Here is a 17,416-nt window from a genome sequence, read left to right as displayed (position 1 = left end):
CAGGAGGAACGATGAGTGAGCAGAACCGTGACCTCGCGTCGATGGACGAGGGTGACGTCGACCGCCACCGGGTCGTGCAGTCGGTGATCCAGGAGGTGATCGACGCACTCGCCCCTGGTGCGGAGGGCCGCGACCCGCTCGACGTTCAGGCCGACCTGACCGCCGGTCTCGCCGCGAGGGGGATCGGGGAGCAGCCGCCACGCTGGGTCGAGACCGTCGCGGAGCGACTCTCCGTCGGTCACCGCTACGTCGAGGACGTCCGCCAGGCCGAGCCCCCCGTCTGACGTGCGCCCGCGCCCTCCGGCGCTCCGGTGCGGTCCCGTGGCAGTCTGGCCGGGTGAAACCCGCAGGGCTGCTCCTCGCTGCCGGGGGAGGCCGCCGCATGGGCACCCCCAAGGCGGTGCTCGGGGACCCCACCGGTGGCACGTTCGTCGAGCGGGGCGTTCGGGTGCTGCGCGACGGAGGCTGCGCGCCGGTCGTCGTCGTGGTGGGCGCGGAGGGCGAGCGCGCGGCAGCACTGGCGAACGCGGCGGGAGCGGACCTGGTCGTCGAGGCCGCCGACTGGGCACAGGGCCAGAGTGCCTCGCTGCGCCGCGGCATCGACGCCCTCCACTCCACGGACGCCGAGGTGGCCTGCGTCCTGCTCGTCGACCTCCCCGACGTGGGCGCCGACGTCGTCGCGACGGTGCTCACCGCCGCAGGTGACGCGCCGAGCGCCCTGGCGCGCGCGGCATACCGAGGAGTGCCCGGGCACCCGGTGGTGATCGGGCGCGACCACTGGAGCGCGATCGCCGACAGTGCCACCGGCGACCGCGGCGCCCGTGACTACCTCGCCACCCACCCCCACGCGGTCGTCGAGGTCGGTCACCTCGCCTCGGGGCACGACGTCGACACCCCTGACGACCTGTGACCGGGGTTGCCCCTTCAATTAGTCGCCGGCATGGGTGATGCTGTGGACATGGAGCCACGCGAGGCCTTTGAGTCCGCGGGGGAGCTGACGCAGGGGCTTGCCGACACGGGATACCTCGCCGACGACGCCCTCGCCACGGTTGCCTGGCTCGCGCTGCGACTCCAGCGCCCGCTGCTGCTCGAGGGCGAGCCCGGCACCGGCAAGACCGCGCTCGCGGAGGGCATCGCGGCAGCGCTCGACCTGCCGCTGATCCGGCTGCAGTGCTACGAGGGCATCGACGCGACCCAGGCGCTCTATGACTGGGACTTCCCCCGCCAGATCCTGCACCTGCGAGCCGTCGAGGCCGTGGCGGCGGGTGGGCAGGACCTGGCCGAGGTCGAGGCGCAGCTGTTCGACCAGCGGTTCCTCCTCGCCCGGCCGGTGCTGCGTGCCCTGCGCGAGTCGCCGGTCGTCCTGCTCGTGGACGAGATCGACCGGGCCGACGATGAGTTCGAGGCGTTCCTGCTCGAGGTGCTCTCGACGTGGCAGGTGACCATCCCCGAGCTGGGGACCGTGACGGCCGCGACGCCGCCGATCGTGGTCCTCACCTCCAACCGCACGCGCGAGCTCCACGATGCGCTCAAGCGTCGATGCCTCTACCACTGGATCGACCACCCCAGCCTCGAGCGCGAACTGGAGATCGTGAGGACGCGCGCTCCGGAAGTCTCAGAATCCCTTGCCGCGCAAGTGGTTTCGACTGTCCACCGGTTGCGCGACGAGCAAGACCTGATCAAGCCTCCCGGCGTCGCGGAGACCCTCGACTGGGCTCGCGCGCTGCAGGAGCTGGGTGCGTCCGACCTCGACTTCGACACCGCGTCGGCGAGCCTTGGCGTCGCCGTGAAGTACCGCGAGGACGCCGAGAAGGTCCGCGCGGCGCTCGACCGGATCCTGGCCCGATGACGGCCTCGCCGACGCCGATGGCTGCCCCGTCGCCTGCCGCACCCGCTCACGCCGCGGACGAGATCCTCCTGGGCTTCGCCCGGGCGGTGAGGGCCGCGGGCGTCAACGTCACGGCCGACCGCGAGCGCACCCTCCTCGACGCGGTGGCCGCCGTCGGGTTGGGGGACGAGTCCGGCGCCTACTGGGCGGGGCGTGCCACCCTGTGCGCCTCACCGGCGGACCTCGAGCGCTACGACCAGGTGTATGCCGCGTGGTTCGGCCTCGAGCGTGCCACGCGGCGCGCGCGGCGCGACACGCCCCACACCGTCGCCCACGCGCCCCTCGACGCGGGGCAGGGGCAGGGTGAGAACCTGGAGTCGCCCCAGGACCTCGTGCGCGCGTCGGCCAGCGCCCTGGAGGTGCTCCGCCACCGCGACGTGGCTTCCCTCAGCAACGCCGACCGTGCCCGGCTCGCGGCCATGTTCGCGGCCCTGCGGCCACGCGCGCCGCGCCGTCCGGCCCACCGGCACACCCCGTCGCGGAGGGGCGGCGTCGATGCCCGCCGGACGCTGAGGGAACAGCTGAGACGGATGGGGGAGCCGGGCCCGATCGCGTGGCGGCACAAGGGAACCCGCCCTCGCCGGGTGGTCCTGCTCGTGGATGTGTCCGGTTCGATGAGCGCGTACGCCGACGCCCTGCTGCGGCTGGCACACACCTACGCCGCCAGCGGTCTGCCGGTCGAGGTGTTCACCCTCGGAACGCGGCTGACGCACGTCACGCGCCCGCTCCGACAGCGCGACCCAGAGCGGGCGATCGTCGCCTGCGGTGCCTGCGTCCCCGACTGGTCGGGCGGCACCAGGCTGGCCGAGGGGATCGGAGCCTTCCTCGACAGGTGGGGCCGACGAGGGATGGCCCGGGGCGCGGTGGTCGTGCTCTTCAGCGACGGCTGGGAACGCGACGAGCCCGCGGCGCTCGGCGAGCAGATGCGCCGGCTGAGTGCGCTGGCCCACCGGGTCGTGTGGGTCAACCCGCATCGCGGCAAGCCGGGCTACGAGCCCGTCCAGCAGGGCATCGTCGCTGCGCTCCCGCACGTCGACGACTTCGTGGCAGGTCACTCGATGGCGACGTTCGAGGAGCTCGTGGAGGTGGTTGCGCGTGCGTGAGGTGCTCCCCGAGCTGCTCCGCTGGTGGCGGGCCGGTGCCACGGTCGGGGTGGGCACCGTGGTCGCCACGTGGCGCTCGGCGCCCCGCCCGGCGGGAGCCGCCATGCTCGTGGGTCCCGGGGGCGAGGCCGTGGGGTCGGTCAGCGGCGGGTGCGTCGAGGGCGCCGTCTACGAGCTCGCGCAGGGGGTGGTCGCCGACGGTGTTCCGGTCCTGCAGCGCTACGGCGTCAGTGACGACGACGCGTATGCCGTGGGGCTGACCTGTGGAGGGATCCTCGACGTCTTCGTCGAGCAGGTGAGCCGTGAGACCTTCCCCGAGCTGGGAGCGGTGGCCGAGGACATCGAGGCGGGTCGCCCCGTTGCCGTGGCGACGGTCATCGAGCACCCCGACCCGGCGTGGCTCGGGCGACGGCTGGTCGTCCGTCCGGAGTCCGATGCCCCTGGACCCGCGGGAGTCAACGGCGCCGCCGGGGACACGGGGACGCTGGGGTCGTCGCGAGCCGACGACGCGGTCACCGACGACGCGCGCGGCTTGCTGGCCTCCGGTCGCACCGAGACCCTCACCTACGGCCCGGACGGGGAGCGCCGCGGCGAGGGCATGCGGGTCTTCGTCTCCTCCTTCGCCCCCAGGCCCCGGATGCTGGTCTTCGGAGCCATCGACTTCGCCGCGGCGGTGGCGCACCAGGGCCACTTCCTCGGCTACCAGGTCACGGTCTGTGACGCCCGACCGGTCTTCGCCACGGCGTCGCGGTTCCCGTCCGCCGACGAGGTCGTCGTGGACTGGCCGCACCGCTACCTCGCGGCGGAGCGGGACGCCGGCCGGATCGACGCCCGCACGGTGATCTGCGTGCTGACCCACGACCCGAAGTTCGACGTGCCGGTCCTCGAGCTCGCCCTGCGCCTGCCCGAGGTGGGCTACGTCGGGGCGATGGGATCGCGCCGCACCCACGACGACCGGATGGCCCGCCTGCGGGAGGCCGGCCTCACGGAGGACGAGCTGGCCAGGCTCTCGAGCCCGGTCGGTCTCGACCTCGGGGCGCGCACTCCCGAGGAGACCGCCGTGAGCATCGCGGCGGAGATCATCGCGCTCCAGTGGGGAGGCCGAGGAGATCGGCTGGGCCACCGCGAGGGGCCGATCCACCACCATGCGACGGGGTTGGTGGGGGCATCCACCGGAATGGAGGAGGTCACCGGAAACCACCCGGATTGACCGTTGCCAGCACTTGTCCTGACGACAAGTATCCGAAGTGCGGCGGCGGCCGAGCCCAGCGTTTGTCACAGGTGTTTCGTCACAGAGAGGTGAGCGAATGACCCGCATCAGCGTCACGGTCGACGGAGTCGACTACTCGGACGAGGTGGAGCCGCGGACGCTCCTCGTCCACTACCTGAGGGAACAGCTGGGCAAGACCGGCACGGTCGTCGGGTGCGACACGAGCAACTGCGGGGCGTGCACCGTGCACCTCGACGGGCGCAGCGTGAAGTCGTGCAACGTGCTCGCGGTCCAGGCCGACGGCCACGACGTGACCACCATCGAGGGTCTGTCCACCAACGGCGAGCTGCACCCGATGCAGGAGGCGTTCCACCAGTGCCACGCGCTGCAGTGCGGCTACTGCACACCCGGGATGATCATGCAGGCCATCGACGTGCTCAACGAGAACCCGAACGCCACCGAGCAGGAGATCCGGGTCGGGCTCGAGGGCAACCTGTGCCGCTGCACCGGCTACGTCAACATCGTCAAGGCGGTGCAGCAGGCCGCGGGGGCCTCCGCCGCTGGGGGCTCGGGCTCGGACGGAGGCCAGGCATGACCGCCGTCGAGACGCGTCCGGCCGCCGAGATCGGCAGCCGGCGCCTGCGCAAGGAGGACCAGCGCCTCATCACCGGTCGCACCCGCTGGACCGACAACATCGTCCTGCCGGGCATGCTCCACGCCGCCATGGTCCGCAGCCCGCACGCCCACGCCATGATCAGGGGCATCGACACGGCAGCGGCCCGCAAGGCTCCCGGGGTGATGGCGGTCGTCACCGGAGCGGACGTCAAGGACGGCCAGGGCGCCGTGGCCAACGCGTGGCCCATCACCACCGACCAGAAGGCGCCCGCCCACCTGCCGATCGTGGTCGACCACGTCGCCTGCGCCGGCGAGATCGTGGCCGTCGTCGTGGCACGCACCGCGGCCCAGGCCCGCGACGCCGCGGAGCTCGTGGACGTGGACTACGACGAGCTCCCGGCGGTACTCGACGCCAAGGAGGCGGTCGAGGACGCGGTGCTCGCCCACCCGGACCTCGGCACCAACAAGTCGGCACTGTGGCGGCTCGACTCCGCCGACCAGGGCAGTGGCACCTCCGTCGACGACGAGATCGCCAAGGCTCGCGCCGACGGCATCGTCATCGAGCGGGAGATCCGCCAGCAACGACTGATCCCGGCCTTCATGGAGCCCCGGTCGACCGTGGTCGACCCCACGGGTGAACAGATCACGGTGTGGACCTCGACCCAGGTCCCGCACATCCTGCGGTTCCTCATCGCTGCCACGACCGGCATACCGGAGTCGAAGGTGAGGGTCATCGCACCCGACGTCGGCGGCGGGTTCGGCGGCAAGCTGCAGACGACGGCCGAGGAGTTCGCGACGCTGGCCGCCGCCCGCCACGTCGGCAAGCCCGTCAAGTACACCGAGACCCGGTCGGAGTCGCTCGTCTCCGGCCACCACGGCCGCGACCAGTACCAGACGCTCACCCTCGCGGCGACCAAGGACGGCACGGTCACGGCCCTGAAGGTCGACCTCATCGCCAACCTCGGCGCGTACGTCGGTCTGGTCGGAGGCGGTGTCCCCGTGCTCGGCGCGTGGATGTACAACGCCATCTACAAGTTCCGTGCCTACCGGTTCACGGTGCAGACGGTGCTCACCAACACCACCTGGGTGGACGCCTACCGCGGCGCCGGCCGCCCCGAGGCCACCTACGCCATCGAACGGCTGATGGACGACCTGGCGGCGGAGGTGGGGGTCGACCCCCTGCAGATCCGCGAGCAGAACTGGATCAAGAGCGACGAGTTCCCGTTCACCTCGGTGGCGGGCATGACGTACGACTCGGGCAACTACGAGGCAGCGACGGCCCGCGCCGTCGAGCTCTTCGACTACGAAGGGCTGCGGCGTGAGCAGCGCGAACGCCGGGAGCGCAAGGACCCGGTCCAGCTCGGGATCGGCGTCTCCACCTTCACCGAGATGTGCGGCCTCGCACCCTCACGGATCCTCGGCGCCCTCAACTACGGCGCCGGCGGGTGGGAGCACGCCTCGATCCGGATGCTGGCGACCGGCAAGGTCGAGGTCATCACCGGCACCTCACCCCACGGCCAGGGCCACGAGACGGCGTGGAGCCAGATCGCGGCGGATCGCCTCGGGGTGCCCTTCGAGGACATCGAGGTGCTGCACGGCGACACCCAGATCGCACCCCGTGGGCTCGACACCTACGGCTCGCGGTCGCTCGTCGTGGGCGGCGAGGCGGTCGTGCGTGCCGCCGACAAGGTCGTCGAGAAGGCCAAGGTCGTCGCCGCCCACCTGTTGGAGGCGAGCGTCGACGACCTGGAGTTCTCCTCGGGCCGGTTCACCGTCCGCGGCACGGACAACGGCATCGGCATCACGGAGGTGGCGACCGCCCAGTTCACGTCGCACAACCTACCGCCCGGTGTCGAGTCCGGCATCGACGCCGACGCCACCTTCGACCCCGACGACTTCTCGTTCCCCCACGGCACGCACCTGTGCGCCATGGAGGTCGACACCGAGACCGGCCAGGTCACCATGCGCAAGTACGTCAGCGTCGACGACGTCGGGCAGATCATCAACCCGCTCATCGTCGAGGGCCAGGTCCACGGTGGCGTGCTCCAGGGCATCGCGCAAGCGCTGTGGGAGGAGGCCGTCTTCGACGACCAGGGCACGTTGGTCACGGGGTCGTTCGTCGACTACACCCTCCCGACGGCCGCCGACACGATCAGCTTCGTCTCGGAGAACACCACCTCCCCGTCGACGACGAACACGCTCGGCACCAAGGGTGTCGGCGAGGCGGGCTGCATCGCCTCCACACCCGCAGTCGTCAATGCCATCGTCGATGCGCTGCGACCGTTGGGCATCAGCGACATCCAGATGCCGTGCACCCCGGAGCGGGTCTGGAGGGCCATCCAGTCGGCCGGGTCCAACCAGGCCGAGGCCACCACGGACCAGGCGCAGCCGCACTTCGACGCGGATGCGCCCAACCAGGACGCCGGCCCGACCGGTGCCTCGACGAACGGAGCAGACCAGTGATCCCCGCATCGTTCGACTACGTCGCACCCACGTCCGTGGCCGACGCCCTGGGGGCCCTCGCCGAGGCCGGCGACGACGCCAAGGTGCTGGCCGGTGGCCAGAGCCTCTTGCCCATCCTGCGGATGCGCCTCAACGCCCCGGAGAAGGTCATCGACCTCGGCCGGATCGAGGAGCTCAAGGGGGTCACCGAGGACGGTGACCACCTCGTCATCGGTGCCATGACCACGTATGCCGATGTGCTGGCGAGCGATCTCGTCCGTCAGCACGCGGGGCTGCTCACCGACGCCATCGCCGAGGTGGCCGACCCGCAGATCCGCCACCGGGGCACGGTCGGCGGAGCGCTCGTCCACGCCGACCCGGCTGGTGACGTGGGTGCTCCGGCGCTCGCGCTCGACACCGAGTTCGTCATCGCCGGCAGTGGCGGCGAACGCACCGTGGCCGCCGGCGACTTCTTCCGGGACCTGTTCGAGACGGCCGTCGGGGAGGGCGAGCTGCTCACCGCCATCCGGATCCCCAAGCACACCGGGTGGGGCCACCGCTACGAGAAGTTCGTGCGGGTGTCGCACCAGTGGTCCATCGTCGCCGTGGCGGCGACGGTGCGCGTCGACGGCGGCACGATTGCCGAGGCGCGCATCGGACTGACCAACATGGGGTCCACACCGCTGCGCGCCACGACGGTGGAGCAGGCGTTGGTGGGCAAGGCGGCCACCGACGAGGCGGTGCGGGACGCGTGCGCCGCCGCTGCCGACGGCACCAACCCGCCGTCCGACCTCAACGGCGACAGCGACTACCGCAAGCACCTCGCGACGGTGCTCACCCGACGGGCCGTCCTGTCGGCGGCGGGAGGCTGAGCCCGTGGAGCTGAGCCACTCCTTCACCGTGCCCGCCACGGTCGACCGGACCTGGGCGACCTTCATGGACCTGCCCCTGGTCGGCGGCTGCTTCCCCGGCGCCACGGTCACGGAGGTGACCGAGGAAGGCTTTGCGGGCACGGTGAAGGTCAAGCTCGGCCCGATCGCGTTGGTCTACTCCGGCACGGGCGCCTTCGTCGAGCGTGACGACGGCGCCCACCGGGCGGTCATCGAGGCCAAGGGCAAGGACAAGCGGGGCAACGGCACGGCGGGTGCCACCGTGACGGTCCAGCTCACGGACGTCGGGGACGGGTCGACCCGCGCCGACGTGCAGACCGACCTCGCCGTGACCGGCAAGCCCGCGCAGTTCGGCCGCGGCGTCATGCAGGACGTGTCCGACAAGCTGCTCGGCCAGTTCATCGGCTGCATCGAGGGCAGGATCGGCGAGGTCCCGCCCGTGGGGCAGCCCACTGAGGTCCCGCCCCTCGGGGAGCCCACTGGCGAGCCCCATCCCGAGCCGGAAGCCCCGGTGGCCCCTGAACCGCAGGCATCTCACCCCATCGGAACGAAAGCTGCACCCGCGAGCACGGACGACGCGCTCGACCTCGGGGGCACCGTCCTGCCCGTGCTCCTCAGGTCCTACGGCAAGCAGATAGCCGTCGGCGTCGTCGTGGTGGTGGCCGTGATCGTGATCTGGCGGGCGATGAGCGGTTAGGGGTCCGGCCGCCTCCCCGCCAAACGGACGATGACCGGATCAGCCGGTCATGCGGACCTGAGGTGGCCTACCCTGAAAGTGACCGGCCGCATGGCAAGGTGGCCGCACCCGCAGAGCCGCGGTCACACGGCATACCGCACGCACAGGAGCGCCCACGATGAGCCAGCAGACCGTCGTCGTCCTGAACGGACCGAACCTCAACCTGCTCGGCGAGCGCGAGCCCGAGATCTATGGCTCCGACACCCTGGCCGAGATCGAGGCGCTGTGCCGCAAGGCGGCGGGCCTGGCCGGCCTCGACGTCGACTTCCGGCAGAGCAACCACGAGGGTGCCCTGATCGACGCCGTCCACGAGGTCCGCAAGAGCGCGGTCGGCATCGTCATCAACGCCGGCGCCTACACCCACACCTCGATCGCCCTGCGTGACGCGCTCGCCGCGGTGAGCATCCCCGTCTTCGAGGTGCACCTCAGCAACGTGCACAGGCGGGAGGAGTTCCGGCACCACTCCTACCTGTCCGCCGTCTCCGACGGTGTCATCTGCGGCTGCGGCCCCAGCGGCTACGCCTACGCGATCGCCCGGATCTCCGAGCTCATCGACGACCGCCACTGAGTCGCCTGCGCCCATCCACCAGCGCGACCCGGCCTGCCAGACTGGCGCGCATGACCCCGCCGTCTGCGCTCGACCCGATGGACCTCGCCGGCATCGACGACCTGCTCACCGACGAGGAGAAGGCGATCCGCGGCACCGTCCGCGCCTTCCTCGACAAGCGTGTCGAGCCGTTCGTCGCGGACTGGTTCGAACGCGGTGAGATCGACGACGTCCGCGGACTGACCCGAGAGCTCGGCGCCCTCGGGCTGCTCGGCATGCACCTCGAGGGGTACGGCTGCGCCGGGATGAGCGCTGTGGACTACGGCCTGGCCTGCCTCGAGCTCGAAGCCACCGACTCCGGCGTGCGCAGCCTGGTCTCCGTGCAGGGGTCGCTCGCGATGTTCGCGATCCACCGCTGGGGCACGGAGGAGCACAAGCAGGAGTGGCTGCCACGGATGGCGGCCGGTGAGGCGATCGGCTGCTTCGGCCTGACCGAGCCCGACCACGGCTCCGACCCCGCCTCGATGCGCACCCGCGCCCGTCGGGACGGCGACGACTGGGTCCTGGACGGCTCGAAGCTGTGGATCACCAACGGCTCGATCGCCGACGTCGCCGTGGTCTGGGCCCAGGTCGACGAGTCCGGGGACGGCAACAGCGTCATCCGGGGCTTCGTGGTGCCCACCGACACCCCCGGGTTCTCGGCCCCCGAGATCAAGCACAAGCTGTCGCTGCGCGCCTCGGTGACCAGCGAGCTCGTCCTCGACGGGGTCCGGCTTCCCGCCGACGCGGTGTTCCCCGACGTGACCGGCCTCAAGGGGCCACTGGCCTGCCTGTCGGAGGCGCGCTACGGCATCGTCTGGGGCTCCCTCGGCGCCGCTCGGTCGAGCCTCGACACCGCCCGCCGCTACTCGATGGAGCGGCACCAGTTCGGTCGCCCGCTGGCCGGCTTCCAGCTGACCCAGCAGAAGCTCGCCGACATGGCCCTGGAGCTCGTCAAGGGCCAGCTGCTCGCCCTGCACCTGGGACGTCGCAAGGACGCCGGGACGCTTCGCCCCGAGCAGGTCAGCCTCGGCAAGCTCAACAACATCCGGGAAGCCCTCGACATCTGCCGCACCTCCCGAACCATCTTGGGCGCCAACGGAATCAGCCTCGAGTTCCCGATCATCCGGCACATGAACAACCTCGAGTCGGTCCTCACCTACGAGGGCACCGTGGAGATGCACACCCTCGTCATCGGACAGGCGATGACCGGCCAGCAGGCCTTCCGCTAGACCCCGGTGGACCGGTGTCAGGAAAGCCGTCGCGCGGGGCCGGCCACGCGGCATACCCTCGATTTTCGGTGGAGGCTCAAGACCGTGTAGTCTCACCGTCGCACTTCCGCGCGGCTCTCACGAGCCCCGGGTGGGCAGGCCCCCTTAGCTCAGTCGGTAGAGCGTTTCCATGGTAAGGAAAAGGTCGTCGGTTCGATTCCGACAGGGGGCTCTGGGAACGGCGTCGTGAGGCGCACACCCCATGGCGGGGTAGCTCAGCTGGTTAGAGCGCACGACTCATAATCGTGAGGTCGCGGGATCGAGCCCCGCTCCCGCTACAACCGCGATTTCAGGATTACCCCTGGATTCGCGTATTCTGATGCGTCGTCGCGCCTTCATCGGTGCGCTCCTCATCATTCTGTTTGAACCAAGACAGACCACCAGTCAGTTCCGAGAGCAGGTTGCCCCGTGGCTAGCAAGAGCACCGATGTCCGCCCCAAGATCACCTTGGCGTGCGTGGATTGCAAGGAGCGCAACTACATCACCAAGAAGAACCGTCGGAACAACCCCGACCGCCTGGAGATGAAGAAGTTCTGCCCCCGCGACGGCAAGCACACGGTCCACCGCGAGACCCGCTGACCTGACGCGCCTCGACGGCCGCCCCGGACTTCGGTCCCCGGGCGGCTTTGTCGTGTCCCCGGTGGCGGCCTGGTCGCGTCGTCGTCGGGCACCAATAGAGTGGTCGCCATGGCCGTCAACGCAGACTTCGCAGGGCGCAGCTACCCGCCCAGTGGCCCGTATGCCGTGGACGCGGCGACCATCGCGGCGTTCGCCTCGGCGGTGGGTTCGACCGATCCCGTGCACACCTCGAGCGAGGCAGCCCGGGCCGCCGGCTACCGCGACGTGATCGCGCCGCCCACCTTTGCCGTCACCCTCGCGCAGCAGTGCGACGCGGTGTTCGTCCAGGATCCCGAGGCGGGCATCGACTACACCCGGGTGGTGCACGGCGAGCAGCGCTTCGTCCACCACCGACCCATCACGGCGGGCGACTCCGTGCTCGGCATCCTGACGGTCGACTCGGTGCGCGAGGCCGGTGGCCACGCGATGGTCACCACGCGCACGGAGCTGGCGACGCGGGACGGTGAGGCGCTGTGCACCTCCACGTCCACCATCGTCATCCGGGGAGGGGAGTGATCGTGGGCGCACGGACCCTGGCCGAGGCGACCGTCGGCGACACCATCGGACCGCTGAGGCTCACCGTCGCGCGCGAGACCCTCGTGGCCTACGCCGACGCCTCGGGCGACCAGAACCCCATCCACCAGGACGAGGCCTTCGCCAAGTCCGTCGGTCTGCCCGACGTCATCGCCCACGGCATGTGGACGATGGGAGCCGTCGGCTCGGTCGTCGAGGAGTGGGCCGGCGACGGAGGCCGGGTCGTCGAGTTCGGCACCCGCTTCACCAAGCCGGTCGTCGTCCCTCAGGCCGGTGGCGAGGTCGAGGTCACCGGGGTCGTCAAAGCAGTGGACGAGGACACCCGGCGTGCCACCGTCGAGCTCACCGCGACGAGCGAGGGCGCCAAGGTGCTCGGCCGGTGCATCGCCGTCGTCCAGCTCGACTGACCGGCCCTCGATGCACGACGAGCACGACGTCACCCTGGCGTCCCTGACGACCATGCGGGTCGGCGGTCCCGCTGCCCGCCTCGTCACCGCCCAGACCATCGACGAGGTCGTCGACGCCGTCCGCGAGGTCGACGACGCCGACGAGCCGCTGCTGGTCATCGGCGGCGGTTCGAACCTCGTCGTCGCCGACGCCGGCTTCGCCGGCAGTGTGGTGCGACTGGCCACCGACGGCGTCACCGTCGAGTCCGCCGACCTGTGCGGCGGGGTGATGGTGCGCGTGGCTGCCGGTGTGGTGTGGGACGACTTCGTCGAGCGAGCCGTGGCCGAGGGCTGGTCCGGCGTGGAGGCGCTGTCCGGGATCCCCGGGTCGAGCGGCGCCACCCCGGTCCAGAACGTCGGCGCCTACGGCCAGGAGGTCGCCCAGACCATCGCCTCGGTCAGGGTCTACGACCGCGCCCAGCAGCAGGTCCGCACCCTGGCGGCCGCGGACTGCGCCTTCACCTATCGCCACTCCGCCTTCAAGGCCACGACGCGCTTCGTCGTGCTCGACGTGCTCTTCCAGCTCGTCCCCAGCGAGCTCAGCCAGCCGATCGGGTATGCCGACCTGGCCCGTCAGCTCGGTGTGTCACCGGGGGAGCGGGTGCCGCTGGCGGACGCGCGCGAGGCAGTCCTGGCGCAGCGGCGGCTGCGGGGCATGGTCCTGGACGCCGACGACCACGACACCTGGTCCTGCGGGTCGTTCTTCACCAACCCGGTCTTGTCGGCCCAGCGGTTCGCAGCCCTGGAGACCCGGGCAGCGTCCCGGCTCGGACCAGAGGCGTCGGCGCCCCCTCGCTTCTCGGACCCGGACGGCAACGTCAAGACCTCGGCGGCCTGGCTGATCGACAAGGCCGGCTTCAGCAAGGGCTTCGCACTGCCCGGCAGCGGGGCCGCCCTGTCGACCAAGCACACCCTGGCCATCACCAACCGTGGTGAGGCCACGGCATACGACGTCGCGGCCCTGGCGCGGCACCTCCAGCAGGGCGTCCACGACGCGTTCGGGGTCACCCTGGTCAACGAGCCGGTGTTCGTGGGCCACGAGCTGTAGTGAGTTTGCAGGATCCGCCGCGTCCTGACCCGGAGGATCCTGCAAACTCGCAGCAGTCAGGCAGTCAGGCAGTCAGGCAGTCAGGCAGTCGGGGCCGCGAGCCAGGCGTCGATGTCGTCCAGCGCCGCCTTCTGCACCGCTGTCGGCGCGCTCGACGCGGTCACCGAGCCCCGGGCCAGCTCGGCCAGCTCGTCATCGGTGAAGCCGAGGGCGGTGCGCGCCAGCTCGTACTGGTCGGCCAGTCGTGAGTCGAACAGCAGCGGGTCGTCGGCGCCCAACGCCACGGGTATGCCGTGCTCCACGATCGTGCGGAGCGGCACCTGCGCGGGGCTGTCGTAGACCCCCAACGCGATGTTGCTGCGCGGGCAGACCTCCAGGGCGACCCCGGACTCCGCGACGAGGTCGAGCACCCGCGGGTCCTCCACGCTGCGGACGCCGTGGCCGATCCGGTCGGGGTGGATGGCCTCGAGTGTCGCCTCGACCGCCGCCGGGCCGAGGAGCTCCCCAGCGTGCGGCACCAGGGCCAGTCCGGCGCGCCGGGCGATCTCGAAGGCCGGCGCGAAGTCGGACGTCTGACCGCGCCGCTCGTCGTTGCTGAGTCCGAAACCCACGACGGTGCCCGCCCCCTCGCCGGCGTGGTGCGCCGCGAGGCGGGCCAGCGTCCTGGCGTCGAGCGGGTGGCGGATCCGACTCGCTGCCACCACGACCGCCACCTGCGTGGACTCCTCGCAGGAGGCGGCCGCCGCCTCGTCGAGGACGATCTCGAGGGCGGGGGTGATGCCCCCGACGAAGGGCGCGTACGACGTCGGGTCGACCTGGATCTCGAGCCACCGCGAGCCCTCGGCAGCATCGTCCTGCGCTGCCTCACGCACGATCCGGCGCAGGTCGGACTCGTCGCGCACACACGCGCGAGCAGCGTCGTACAGGCGCTGGAACCGGAACCAGCCGCGCTCGTCCCGTCCGCTCAACTGCGGCGGGTACCCGGTCGTCAGGGCCTCGGGGAGGTGGAGGGCGTGCTTCTGCGCGAGGTCACGCACCGTCTCCACGCGCATCGAACCGGTGAAGTGCAGGTGCAGGTGCGCCTTCGGGAGGGCGGTCACCGGGCGCATGCGGAGCAGTCTGGCAGGGCTAGTCCTCCACGATGTGCATGGCTGCCTCTTCCGGGCTCTGCAGATCGCCACTGGGGCTCGACTCGTCGCCGACGAGCTCGCTCTCCTCGTCCGGACGGTCCCCCTCGTCGGGATCGGTCAGCTGTCCGACGCTCGCGTCCCCCACGGCGTCGTCGCTGAGGTAGTCGTCCTCCGCCGCGATGGAGTCGGGGTCCGCGCCACCCACGCGGGCTTCGGCGTCGAGGCCGCCCTCGTCGTCCGGGGCGCCGTAGGCGGAGTCCGGGTCCGGCACCTCCTGCCGGATGCGCTGCTCGATGCTCTCCTCCTGGCCCTGCTCGGAGGCCGTCGTGCCCCACTCGGTCGCGCGCGGCTGGAGGTCGGGCGGTGAGGACGGTTCGTTGTCGCCCTCGCTGGAGTCGAGCAGCTGGTCCTGACCGCTGCCGGCGTCCACGCCGTCGTCCAGGCTGACACTGCCCAGGTCGTCCTCGAAGCTTTCCGTGCCCGGCTGATCGCTCATGTCCCCACCCTGCGACAGCGCGGCCGGCACCGCAAGGCGGTGGGTGGGGGCCTCAGCGGACGACGGCCGGTGACCACGCCTTCGCGATCAGCAGCCGCGGCGCCCCGGTGCCGTCGGCGGGCACCACCCAGACGTTGGTCTCGGCGGCGTGGGTGCCCTCACCCGGCAACCCGTAGAGGATCTGGTGGTCGTCCAGCCACTCGACCTGGTCGTCGACGCTGTGCTGCTCGGTCAGCGCGACCTCCGTGCCCGTCGCGATGTCCATCACCGCCAGGCGCCAGTCACCGGGACCGCGGGTGCCGAGCTTCTTGTAGGCAACCTTGGTCCCGTCCGGGGACAGGGAGGGGCACTCTGCGTCCGAGCGGAGGGTCTGGACGGTCCTGGTCGAGAGCCGACCCGAGGCGAGCCAGGTCGTCTTCCCGAACTTCACCGTGACGTAGAAGGCGTCGTCGTCGCTCGCGAACGTCACGCCCCAGTAGTTGCGGTCGGACGGGGCGATGGCCTTGCCCCGGTGGACCAGCCGGAAGTTCTCGAGGTCGTAGCTGCGGTCGGTGCCGATCTGGGAGACGACCGTGCGGGTGGAGAAGCTGGCAGAGGCGTAGGAGTCGCCCGACACGAAGCTCGTCGTCGCGGCCAGCGACGCGTCGTCGGACAACCGAGCCCGACTGGGTATGCCGGTGAGCGGCAGGTCCTGCACCGGCCCCTCGGCGTCGACGAAGGTCTTGGCCGTGTAGGTCGTGACGATGCCGGCGTCGGAGGCCAGGCAGAGGGTGCGGGTGCGGGCGACGAAGACCCGGTCGCAGGAGGTCGCCGTCACGGCGCGGGGACCTGAGGGATCGGTGAGCGGAACCATCGCCACGCGACCGTAGACCGGGCCGATCGCGGTGTTGCGGAACACGATGCGTGGGCTGCTGGCCACCTGGGCCAACGACACCGTGCTCTGTGGTGTGGCGCTGCGAACAGCCTCCTGCTGCGTGGCCCGCGACAGCACGAGGTAGGCGGTCGTCCCGCCGACCAGGAGCACACCGACGGCGACCAGGGCGACCACGCGCTGTCGCAGGCTCATGCCGCCACCAGCTCCTGCGCGGTCCGGTCGACGCCGCGGAGCAACCACCACGCGACGGCCACCGCCACGACCAAGGCTGCCGCCACGGCATACACGGCGGTCGAACGACCCAGCCCCGTCCAGAGGGCACCGAAGACCAGGGAGGACGCGAACCGGGCCAGCGCCACGACGGTCTGGGCCGTCGCGATGCCGCTGGCTCGCATCGGCGCGGGCACGAGCGTGGAGGTCAGCGCGGCCAGCACGCCGTCCGTGCACGCGTAGAACCCGCCGAGCAGGAGCAGGCAGGCGACGGTCAGCCCCAGCCCCCCGGTCGGCAGGGCTGCGCACAGGTAGGCGCCGACGAGCAGGAGGTGGCCGCCGACGAGCACCTTGGCCCGACCGAGCCGGTCGGACAGGCGGCCGAAGGGAACGGCCAGCGACAGGTAGGCGAGGTTGGTGCCCACGAACAGGAGGGGGAACCACGTGCCGGCGAAGTCGTCCCGCTGCTGCAACGAGAGGTAGAGGAAGCCGTCGCTGATCGTGAGCACCCCCAGCACCGCGGACGCCGCCACGACGCGACCGAACCGAGGGTCGGCCAGGCTGCGCCAGGACGGTGCGACGGGCGGGGCGGCAGCCCGTCGCGCGGCCCGTCGGGGTCGCACGTCGGGAACCATCAGGCCCAGGAGCGCCAGCCCGAACAACGCCGCGGCCAGCGAGGCGATGAAGACCGCGCGGTAGTCGCCGGGCACGAGCCAGAGGATCGAGAACGCCATCAGCGGTCCGATCGCCGCCCCGGTCGTGTCCAGCGCCCGATGCACGCCGAACGCGCGGCCCAACGACTGCTCAGGGGTCGACGCGGCGATGATCGCGTCTCGCGGTGCGGTGCGAAGACCCTTGCCGAGCCGGTCCACCGTGATCACGGCGGTGACGGCGGCCAGCCCCTGCGCCGGGATGAGCAGGGCCTTGGTGACGGCCGAGAGCCCGTAGCCCAGGAAGGCGATCCACTTGGGCCTGTCCGCCCGGTCCGACAGCCATCCACCGAGGATCCGGACCAGCGCGCTGACCCCCTGGTAGAGCCCGTCGACGAAGCCGTACGCCAGTGGCGACAGGCCGAGGACGGCGGTCAGGTAGAGCGGCAGCACCGCCGACAGCGACTCCGACGAGATGTCGGTGAGCAGGCTGACGAAGCCGAGCAGGATGACGGTCGACCCCACGCGGCGCCCTGTCGTGGACGTGCGCGTGGACGGGCTCGTGGGCCCGCTCGTGGGCTCGTTCGTGAGCCCGCTCTCGGGCGCGGCAGCGGGGCGTTCGGTGCCGGCCGCGTCCCGCGGCCGGTCGCTGAGATACACGCGCGCCCC

19 protein-coding genes and 2 tRNA genes are annotated in these 17,416 nt (G+C 71.4%); 17 read left to right on the top strand and 4 right to left on the bottom strand.

Annotation, left to right across the window (positions count from 1 at the left end; translation table 11 throughout):
- Positions 1–11: 11 nt before the first annotated feature.
- The 17 genes from AC1DS4_RS07795 (at position 12) to AC1DS4_RS07715 (ending at position 13,387) form a co-directional block, all read left to right on the top strand.
- Positions 12–284, top strand: coding sequence for a hypothetical protein (locus AC1DS4_RS07795; protein ID WP_477613565.1), 273 nt, complete (start codon positions 12–14; stop codon positions 282–284).
- Positions 285–337: 53 nt separating this feature from the next.
- Positions 338–910: a nucleotidyltransferase family protein gene (locus AC1DS4_RS07790; protein WP_477632319.1), complete on the top strand. Its 573-nt coding sequence runs from the start codon at positions 338–340 to the stop codon at positions 908–910.
- Positions 911–958: 48 nt separating this feature from the next.
- The gene (locus tag AC1DS4_RS07785; protein ID WP_477624050.1) at positions 959–1,849 is read left to right on the top strand and encodes an AAA family ATPase; all 891 of its coding nucleotides are present in this window, start codon (positions 959–961) and stop codon (positions 1,847–1,849) included.
- Positions 1,846–2,991: a vWA domain-containing protein gene (locus AC1DS4_RS07780; protein WP_477632320.1), complete on the top strand. Its 1,146-nt coding sequence runs from the start codon at positions 1,846–1,848 to the stop codon at positions 2,989–2,991. The genes AC1DS4_RS07785 and AC1DS4_RS07780 overlap by 4 nt, the downstream gene beginning before the upstream one ends.
- Positions 2,984–4,201: an XdhC family protein gene (locus AC1DS4_RS07775; RefSeq protein WP_477632321.1), complete on the top strand. Its 1,218-nt coding sequence runs from the start codon at positions 2,984–2,986 to the stop codon at positions 4,199–4,201. Before AC1DS4_RS07780 ends, AC1DS4_RS07775 begins: the two co-directional genes overlap by 8 nt.
- A gap of 97 nt (positions 4,202–4,298) precedes the next feature.
- Positions 4,299–4,796: a (2Fe-2S)-binding protein gene (locus tag AC1DS4_RS07770; protein WP_477624053.1), complete on the top strand. Its 498-nt coding sequence runs from the start codon at positions 4,299–4,301 to the stop codon at positions 4,794–4,796.
- Entirely contained in the window at positions 4,793–7,279 is a 2,487-nt protein-coding gene (locus AC1DS4_RS07765) for a xanthine dehydrogenase family protein molybdopterin-binding subunit (protein ID WP_477632322.1), read from the top strand. Before AC1DS4_RS07770 ends, AC1DS4_RS07765 begins: the two co-directional genes overlap by 4 nt.
- Positions 7,276–8,130, top strand: a complete 855-nt coding sequence (locus AC1DS4_RS07760) for an FAD binding domain-containing protein (RefSeq protein ID WP_477632323.1) — start codon at positions 7,276–7,278, stop codon at positions 8,128–8,130. Before AC1DS4_RS07765 ends, AC1DS4_RS07760 begins: the two co-directional genes overlap by 4 nt.
- Positions 8,131–8,134: 4 nt before the next feature.
- Positions 8,135–8,845 (top strand): SRPBCC family protein, encoded by a 711-nt coding sequence (locus tag AC1DS4_RS07755; protein ID WP_477632324.1) that lies wholly within the window; start codon positions 8,135–8,137, stop codon positions 8,843–8,845.
- 157 nt (positions 8,846–9,002) lie between these two features.
- A complete protein-coding gene (gene aroQ / locus AC1DS4_RS07750) occupies positions 9,003–9,452 on the top strand; it encodes a type II 3-dehydroquinate dehydratase (protein ID WP_477624057.1) in 450 nt (149 codons plus the stop codon).
- 50 nt (positions 9,453–9,502) lie between these two features.
- Positions 9,503–10,702, top strand: a complete 1,200-nt coding sequence (locus tag AC1DS4_RS07745; RefSeq protein ID WP_477624058.1) for an acyl-CoA dehydrogenase family protein — start codon at positions 9,503–9,505, stop codon at positions 10,700–10,702.
- 138 nt (positions 10,703–10,840) lie between these two features.
- Positions 10,841–10,913, top strand: a tRNA-Thr gene (locus tag AC1DS4_RS07740).
- A gap of 32 nt (positions 10,914–10,945) precedes the next feature.
- Positions 10,946–11,019: transfer RNA gene (locus AC1DS4_RS07735), tRNA-Met, on the top strand.
- A gap of 130 nt (positions 11,020–11,149) precedes the next feature.
- Positions 11,150–11,320 carry a 50S ribosomal protein L33 gene (rpmG, locus tag AC1DS4_RS07730; RefSeq protein WP_270887403.1) on the top strand — a complete coding sequence of 57 codons (171 nt, stop codon included), beginning with the start codon at positions 11,150–11,152 and terminating at the stop codon, positions 11,318–11,320.
- 108 nt (positions 11,321–11,428) lie between these two features.
- Entirely contained in the window at positions 11,429–11,875 is a 447-nt protein-coding gene (locus AC1DS4_RS07725; RefSeq protein WP_477613554.1) for an FAS1-like dehydratase domain-containing protein, read from the top strand.
- A 2-nt stretch (positions 11,876–11,877) separates the two neighbouring features.
- Entirely contained in the window at positions 11,878–12,300 is a 423-nt protein-coding gene (locus tag AC1DS4_RS07720) for a MaoC family dehydratase (protein ID WP_477624059.1), read from the top strand.
- Positions 12,301–12,310: 10 nt separating this feature from the next.
- Positions 12,311–13,387: a UDP-N-acetylmuramate dehydrogenase gene (locus AC1DS4_RS07715; protein ID WP_477624060.1), complete on the top strand. Its 1,077-nt coding sequence runs from the start codon at positions 12,311–12,313 to the stop codon at positions 13,385–13,387.
- An 80-nt stretch (positions 13,388–13,467) separates the two neighbouring features.
- On the opposite strand, the gene AC1DS4_RS07710 is transcribed toward AC1DS4_RS07715, so the two are convergent.
- Genes AC1DS4_RS07710 through AC1DS4_RS07695 form a run of 4 tightly spaced genes read right to left on the bottom strand, consistent with a single transcriptional unit; the run spans position 13,468 to position 17,407 of the window.
- On the bottom strand, positions 13,468–14,496 hold the full coding sequence (locus tag AC1DS4_RS07710; RefSeq protein ID WP_477624061.1) for an adenosine deaminase: 1,029 nt from the start codon (positions 14,494–14,496) through the stop codon (positions 13,468–13,470).
- 19 nt (positions 14,497–14,515) lie between these two features.
- Positions 14,516–15,013, bottom strand: a complete 498-nt coding sequence (locus tag AC1DS4_RS07705) for a DUF5709 domain-containing protein (protein WP_477624062.1) — start codon at positions 15,011–15,013, stop codon at positions 14,516–14,518.
- A gap of 52 nt (positions 15,014–15,065) precedes the next feature.
- The gene (locus tag AC1DS4_RS07700) at positions 15,066–16,079 is read right to left on the bottom strand and encodes a TolB family protein (protein WP_477624063.1); all 1,014 of its coding nucleotides are present in this window, start codon (positions 16,077–16,079) and stop codon (positions 15,066–15,068) included.
- The gene (locus AC1DS4_RS07695; protein WP_477632325.1) at positions 16,076–17,407 is read right to left on the bottom strand and encodes an MFS transporter; all 1,332 of its coding nucleotides are present in this window, start codon (positions 17,405–17,407) and stop codon (positions 16,076–16,078) included. The genes AC1DS4_RS07700 and AC1DS4_RS07695 overlap by 4 nt, the downstream gene beginning before the upstream one ends.
- Positions 17,408–17,416 lie beyond the last annotated feature (9 nt).

Source organism: Pedococcus sp. P3_C7 (assembly GCF_056402615.1).
The sequence above is the reverse complement of the archived record's forward strand: the minus strand, read 5'-3'. Positions and strand labels throughout refer to the sequence as shown.

Excerpts from the sequence above, each read along its gene's own strand:
- AC1DS4_RS07745 (WP_477624058.1), top strand. The coding sequence starts at position 9,503 with ATGACCCCGCCGTCTGCGCTCGACCCGATGGACCTCGCCGGCATCGAC.
- AC1DS4_RS07710 (WP_477624061.1), bottom strand. The coding sequence starts at position 14,496 with ATGCGCCCGGTGACCGCCCTCCCGAAGGCGCACCTGCACCTGCACTTC.
- AC1DS4_RS07780 (WP_477632320.1), top strand. The coding sequence starts at position 1,846 with ATGACGGCCTCGCCGACGCCGATGGCTGCCCCGTCGCCTGCCGCACCC.
- AC1DS4_RS07765 (WP_477632322.1), top strand. The coding sequence starts at position 4,793 with ATGACCGCCGTCGAGACGCGTCCGGCCGCCGAGATCGGCAGCCGGCGC.
- AC1DS4_RS07785 (WP_477624050.1), top strand. The coding sequence starts at position 959 with ATGGAGCCACGCGAGGCCTTTGAGTCCGCGGGGGAGCTGACGCAGGGG.
- AC1DS4_RS07725 (WP_477613554.1), top strand. The coding sequence starts at position 11,429 with ATGGCCGTCAACGCAGACTTCGCAGGGCGCAGCTACCCGCCCAGTGGC.
- AC1DS4_RS07715 (WP_477624060.1), top strand. The coding sequence starts at position 12,311 with ATGCACGACGAGCACGACGTCACCCTGGCGTCCCTGACGACCATGCGG.
- AC1DS4_RS07700 (WP_477624063.1), bottom strand. The coding sequence starts at position 16,079 with ATGAGCCTGCGACAGCGCGTGGTCGCCCTGGTCGCCGTCGGTGTGCTC.
- AC1DS4_RS07770 (WP_477624053.1), top strand. The coding sequence starts at position 4,299 with ATGACCCGCATCAGCGTCACGGTCGACGGAGTCGACTACTCGGACGAG.
- AC1DS4_RS07795 (WP_477613565.1), top strand. The coding sequence starts at position 12 with ATGAGTGAGCAGAACCGTGACCTCGCGTCGATGGACGAGGGTGACGTC.
- AC1DS4_RS07705 (WP_477624062.1), bottom strand. The coding sequence starts at position 15,013 with ATGAGCGATCAGCCGGGCACGGAAAGCTTCGAGGACGACCTGGGCAGT.
- aroQ (WP_477624057.1), top strand. The coding sequence starts at position 9,003 with ATGAGCCAGCAGACCGTCGTCGTCCTGAACGGACCGAACCTCAACCTG.